At 64.3% G+C, this 5,615-nt stretch carries 6 protein-coding genes and 1 pseudogene; 5 read left to right on the top strand and 2 right to left on the bottom strand.

Annotated elements, in window-relative coordinates:
* From QOC69_RS11085 to QOC69_RS11065, 5 genes and pseudogenes are all read left to right on the top strand, one after another.
* On the top strand, positions 1-677 hold a 677-nt coding region (locus tag QOC69_RS11085), incomplete at its 5' end, for an aldehyde dehydrogenase family protein (protein WP_526439317.1).
* Between the two features lie 28 nt (positions 678-705).
* Complete coding sequence (locus tag QOC69_RS11080) at positions 706-1,569, top strand: SDR family oxidoreductase (RefSeq protein WP_526439315.1); 864 nt, start codon at positions 706-708, stop codon at positions 1,567-1,569.
* Between the two features lie 36 nt (positions 1,570-1,605).
* The gene (locus QOC69_RS11075) at positions 1,606-2,316 is read left to right on the top strand and encodes a hypothetical protein (RefSeq protein WP_526439313.1); all 711 of its coding nucleotides are present in this window, start codon (positions 1,606-1,608) and stop codon (positions 2,314-2,316) included.
* Positions 2,313-2,981: a cytochrome c oxidase subunit 3 gene (locus QOC69_RS11070; protein ID WP_526439311.1), complete on the top strand. Its 669-nt coding sequence runs from the start codon at positions 2,313-2,315 to the stop codon at positions 2,979-2,981. Before QOC69_RS11075 ends, QOC69_RS11070 begins: the two co-directional genes overlap by 4 nt.
* A pseudogene (locus QOC69_RS11065) lies at positions 2,936-3,661 on the top strand (CAP domain-containing protein); the annotation flags it as partial. The gene QOC69_RS11070 and the pseudogene QOC69_RS11065, both read left to right, overlap by 46 nt.
* A gap of 8 nt (positions 3,662-3,669) precedes the next feature.
* Here QOC69_RS11065 and QOC69_RS11060 read toward each other — a convergent pair.
* On the bottom strand, positions 3,670-4,824 hold the full coding sequence (locus QOC69_RS11060) for an acyl-CoA dehydrogenase family protein (RefSeq protein ID WP_526439309.1): 1,155 nt from the start codon (positions 4,822-4,824) through the stop codon (positions 3,670-3,672).
* A gap of 2 nt (positions 4,825-4,826) precedes the next feature.
* Positions 4,827-5,615 (bottom strand): thiolase family protein (locus QOC69_RS11055; RefSeq protein WP_526439307.1); only part of this gene is annotated, 789 nt, incomplete at its 5' end.

Raw genomic sequence — 5,615 nt, 5'->3', positions numbered from 1 at the left:
GCATCGCATGGGTCAAGCTGATGAATTCCGGGCAGACCTGCATTGCGCCCGACTACGTTCTGGCCGAACGTTCGATTGCCACTGACCTCACCGACCGGATCGTCGCCAACATCAAGGCGTTTCGCGCGGACGACAATGGCCTCGGGATGCGGATCGTCAACCCACTGCAGTTCGATCGGCTGGTTTCGCTGATCGAATCGACCACGGGTGCCGTCGTGGCGGGCGGTGGCTTCGAGCGCTCGACCCTGACGATCGAGCCGACCGTGATTCTCGATCCACCCCCCGACGACGCCGTCATGGCCGATGAGATCTTCGGCCCGGTGCTACCCGTGATCACCATCGAATCGGCGTCAGCCGCCATCGATTTCGTCAACCGCCGACCGAAGCCGCTGGCACTGTACGTCTTCACGTCGTCACGAGAGCTGGCTCGGAATCTGATCGACCGGATCCCGTCGGGCGGAGCCGTGGTCAATCACGTCGCAATGCATTGCCTGGTCCCGCAGCTTCCGTTCGGAGGGGTGGGAGCCAGCGGAATGGGCGCCTACCACGGCCGCTGGGGATTCGAGGCCTTGAGCCATCGCAGAGCGGTGTTGGCGAAGTCGACGAGACCGGACCCGATGTTCGTTTATCCGCCCTACACCGATCGGGCGTTGAGGATCATGCGCAAGTTGTTCTGACGGAACTCTGAAGGGATGGGCGAACGACATGGCTGGACTCGACGGCAGAGTCGTGATCATTACTGGCGCCGGCGGCGGGCTGGGCCGAGAGTACGCGCTGCTGCTGGCCGACGAGGGCGCCCGCGTGGTCGTCAATGATCTTGGGGGAGCCCGGGACGGATCGGGATCCGGCCAGGCCATGGCCGACACCGTCGTGGATGAGATCCGACAGCGGGGCGGCACTGCGCTCGCCAACTACGACAACATTGCGACCGAGGACGGAGCCCAGTCGCTCGTCGACTCGGCGCTGCACGAGTTCGGCGTACTCGACGGCGTCGTCAACAACGCCGGCATCCTCCGTGACGGCGCGTTCCACAAGATGAGTGCGGAGAACTGGGACGCGGTCCTCAAGGTGCACCTCTACGGCGGGTTCCACGTCACTCGCGCGGCGTGGCCCCATCTGCGTGAACGCAAGTTCGGCAGGATCGTGATGGCAACCTCGACCAGCGGCATCTTCGGCAACTTCGGGCAGGCCAACTACGGCGCCGCCAAACTGGGTCTGGTCGGATTGATCAACACCCTGGCCATCGAGGGCGCCAAGTACGGGATCCTGGCCAATGCGGTTGCGCCGATGGCCGCCACGCGGATGACGACCGACATCGCGCCACCGGAACTTCTCGACAAGCTGCCGGCTGCCCAGGTGGCACCCGTCGTCGGGTACCTGATGAGCGAACAGTGCACCGACACCGGGAGCGTGTACATCGTCGGCGGCGGAAACATCCAGCGGGTGGCTCAGTTTCAGAACAAGGGCGTGTCGTTCTCGGAGCCGCCGACCGTCGACGAGCTGACGGAACGATGGTCGGAGATCGCCGATCTGACGAACGTCGAACTGGGGGCCAATCCACTCGGCTGACTTTATCCACATTGAATTCGAAGTTGAGGAGCGATGTTGACGAATCGAATACTCACGCTATGTGCCTGGGCCGGTCCGGCCACCGTTGTCGTCGCGATGATCGGCTGGCTCATCGCCGGGGTGCTGCCCGTCCCGTTGGGTTCGGAGAGTTCGGTCGAGGCGGTCGTGAGCTTCTACAGCCACGACACCCGAGTGATTGCGGGCCTAGTCATCTCGACAATCGGTGTCAGCCTTGTCTTTCCGTTGATCGCCGTCATCGCCGTGTACATGGTGCGGATGGAGGGTCGGACGCCGATCCTGGCCTTTCTCCAGCTGATCACCGGCGCGGCCACAGGCGTCTGCCTGCTGCTGCCGCTGCTGCTGATGACCACCATCGCCTTCCGGCCCGACCGCAGCCCGGAACTGACGATGACGCTCAACGACATCGCATGGCTGTTGTTCATCACACCGATCGCGCCGTTCATCATTCAAAACGTCGCCATCGGAGTCGCCATCCTGAACGACAAGCGCCAGACGTTGCCCCGGTGGGTGGGCTACGTCAACTTCTGGATCGCGTTCTCGTTCATTCCCGATCCCCTCGCGTTCTTCTTCCACAGCGGTCCCTTCGCGTGGCGGGGCATCTTCATCTTCTGGTTGGCCTTGACCACGTACAGCGTCTTCCTCGTCGTGATGGGACTCACTCTGCGCAAGGCGATCCGTGAATCGGCCGATCCGGACGTGTCGGCAGTTGCCGCCGCGGCGGCATGACGCACCCGCAGGTTCGGGTGGACCCCGACCTCCCCGAGTTCCTTTGGGACAATGACGGTGTCGAGGCCGCCCCACTGCCCGCTCGGCGGCCGGCGAAGGCCCGGGATGGGCACACCCCTGGTGAAGCCGGGCTGTGGATCTTCATCCTCGGGGACATGACCCTCTTCGCCGCGATCCTGATCGTCTTCCTTTGGGAGCGTCGTTCTGATCCCGCGGTCTTCGAGGAATCCGCGCACCAACTCATTCAACCGATCGGTGCGGCGAACACCCTGGTGCTCGTTCTCAGCTCCTACCTCGTCGTGCGGGCGGTCTTCGCGCACCGTGGCGGGCGGTATCCCCAGGCGAGGCGACTCGTCGCAGGCGCCGTGAGCTGCGCCGCGGTCTTCACCGGTTTGAAGGCCTTCGAGTACTACAGCGAGATCTCTTCAGGTCACACACCGTCGTCGGGAACGTTCTTCACGTTCTACTTCGTCCTCACCGGGCTACACCTCCTGCACGTCATCGTCGGAACGGCGCTCTTGCTCGTGTGGCAGGCGATGCTGAAGCGTCGGCGTTCCTGGACCGGGTCACAGAAGGTGGCCGAGGGGATCGCATCCTATTGGCACATGGTCGATTTGCTGTGGGTGGCCATCTTCACGCTCGTCTACTTGGTGAGTGCCGAGTGAACGGCGCGGTGCCTCGCCGGGTCACCGTGGTGTTCGCCGGCCTCGTCGTCGCAACGTGTATCACGTGGTGGCTGGGCAGCGGGTCATCCCCGACGGGCAACGGCGTGAGCCTGGCTGCGACGCTCACCGTGCTGATCGCCTCCGCGAAGGTCTACTTCATCGGCCGAGACTTCATGGAACTGCGCTCCGCACCGTCGGTTCTGCGTGCCGCGTTCAACGTCTGGGTGGGTGTGGTCGCCGTCGCTGCGATTGCGCTGGTGGTCGCGCCGACGTCTGCGCATGCCGACAACAAACGACTCAACGACGGTGTGGCCCAGAACGTCTACACGATTCAACACCAGGCCGGCTGCACGACGAATCTCGTGCTCAATCCCCAGCTACAACTTGCGGCGCAATGGCACGCGGACGACGTGCTCAACAATCGAAGCCTCGATGGCGACCTCGGCTCCGACGGTTCCACACCCCAAGATCGGGCCAACGCGGCAGGTTTTCACGGCAAGGTCGCCGAGACGGTAGCCATCAACCCGGCATTGGCCATCAGCGGCATCGAACTCATCAACCAGTGGTACTACGACCCCGACTACCTAGCGATCATGCGGGACTGCGCCAACACCGTCATCGGCGTGTGGTCGACGAACAGTCTGGACCGCACCGTGGTGGTCGCGGTCTACGGCCAGCCGGCCTGATCTCAAGCCCGCGAGGCGATGTCGCGACCGATGATCTCCTTCATGATCTCGGTCGTTCCGCCGTAGATCGTCTGCACCCGGGTGTCGACGAAGGCACGCGCCACAGGATACTCGGCCATGTAGCCGTAGCCGCCGTGCAACTGGAGGCAACGATCGACGACGCGCTTCTGCAGCTCGCTGACGAACCACTTTCCCTTGGCGGCGTCGATGGGAGTCAGCTCATCGGCGTTGTAGGCCAGCACGGACTTGTCGACGTACGCCTCGGCGACCTCGATCTCGGTTGCCATCTCCGCGAGCTCGAAACGCACGTGTTGGTTGCTGGTCAGTGGCTGCCCGAACGCCGTGCGGTCCCGGCAGTAGTCACAGGTCAGTGCGAATATCGCCCTGGTGGTGGCCATCGCCTTCGCGGTGACCCCGAGCCTCTCCCTGGGCAAGTGACTCATCAGGTAGGGGAGTCCACGACCCTCCTCACCGAGAAGATTGGCCGCGGGAACGATTGCGTCGTTGAAGAACAGCTCGGAGGTGTCCTGGCCCGGCAAACCGATCTTGTCCAACTGGCGACCCCGCTCGAACCCCGGGGTGTCGCGTTCGACGACGAAGAGGCTGAACGCACCGGAGCCACCCTCGGCATTGGTGCGGGCGGCGACGACGACGAGGTCGGACATGATGCCGCTGGAGATGAAGGTCTTCTGGCCGTTGAGGATCCACCGATCACCGTCTTTTCGCGCGGTGGTGCGGATTCCCTTTAGATCGCTGCCCGCGCCAGGCTCGGTCATGGCGAGCGCTCCGATGATCTCACCCGCGGCGAACCCGGGAAGCCAGCGCTGCTTCTGTTCGTCGTTGGTGAGGTCGAGAAGGTAGTGCAGCACTAGATCGTCCTGGAGACTGATCGTCAACCCGAACGACAACGCGTTGATCCGCGCGATCTCCTCGCTCACCACCATCCGGTAGCGATAGTCGCGCTCACCAGCACCGCCGTACCGTTCGTCGATCTGCAGGGCGTAGATGCCCGCTTTGGCGGCCCGCACGAAGACCTCCCGGTCAATCCAATGGTCGCGGTCCCAGTCATCCTGGTGCGGAACGACTTCGCGGGACAAGAACTCCCGCACCGTTTCACGGTAGGCCTCGTGATCGGGCCCGTAGAGCCTGCGTATCACGATCAGAGTCGTTCGATGATCGTGACGTTCGCCTGGCCGCCGCCCTCGCACATCGTCTGAAGACCGTACCGCCCGCCGGTGCGCTCGAGCTCGTGCAGTAGCGAGGTCATCAGCCGTGCCCCGGTGCAGCCGATCGGATGTCCGAGTGCGATGGCGCCGCCATTGGGATTGACCCGTTCGGGGTCGGCGCCCAGTTCCGCCAGCCAGGCCAGCACGACGGGCGCAAACGCCTCATTGATCTCCACTGCGTCGATCTCGTCGATCGACATGCCCGTTCGTTTCAGAGCATGCTGTGTCGCGGGAATCGGGGCCGTCAGCATCATCACCGGGTCGGCGCCACGCACGGACATGTGATGGATGCGTGCCCGCGGGGTGAGGCCGAATCGGTCGACCGCGTCCTGGGAGGCGATGAGGAGCGCGGCCGCGCCGTCGGAGATCTGGCTGGCGACGGCAGCCGTGAGGACACCATCCTCGACGAGGGTGGGCAGTGCCGCCATCTTCTCCAGCGAGGTGTTGGCGCGTGGTCCTTCATCCACCGACACCCCCGCGTAGGGGGAGATCTCGCGCTCGAAATGGCCTGCCGCGATGGCGGCGACCGCCCGTCGGTGGCTCTCGAGCGCAAACCGCTCGTTGGCTTCTCGGCTGAGCTTCCAGTGATCCGCGATCATCTCCGCGCCGCGGAACTGCGAGATCTCCTGGTCTCCGAACCGCTCCTGCCACCCGCGGCATCCGGTCCAGGGATCCGTGGCGCCGAACGGCTCGCCCGCGGCGAACGCGCTCAGGATGGGGTA

The organism is Mycobacterium sp. (genome assembly GCF_032162105.1).
In the GTDB taxonomy this organism is placed as follows: domain Bacteria; phylum Actinomycetota; class Actinomycetes; order Mycobacteriales; family Mycobacteriaceae; genus Mycobacterium.
Note: the sequence above shows the minus strand (reverse complement) of the source record. Positions and strands in the feature narration are given on the sequence as shown.

Excerpts from the sequence above, each read along its gene's own strand:
- QOC69_RS11070 (WP_526439311.1), top strand. The coding sequence starts at position 2,313 with ATGACGCACCCGCAGGTTCGGGTGGACCCCGACCTCCCCGAGTTCCTT.
- QOC69_RS11080 (WP_526439315.1), top strand. The coding sequence starts at position 706 with ATGGCTGGACTCGACGGCAGAGTCGTGATCATTACTGGCGCCGGCGGC.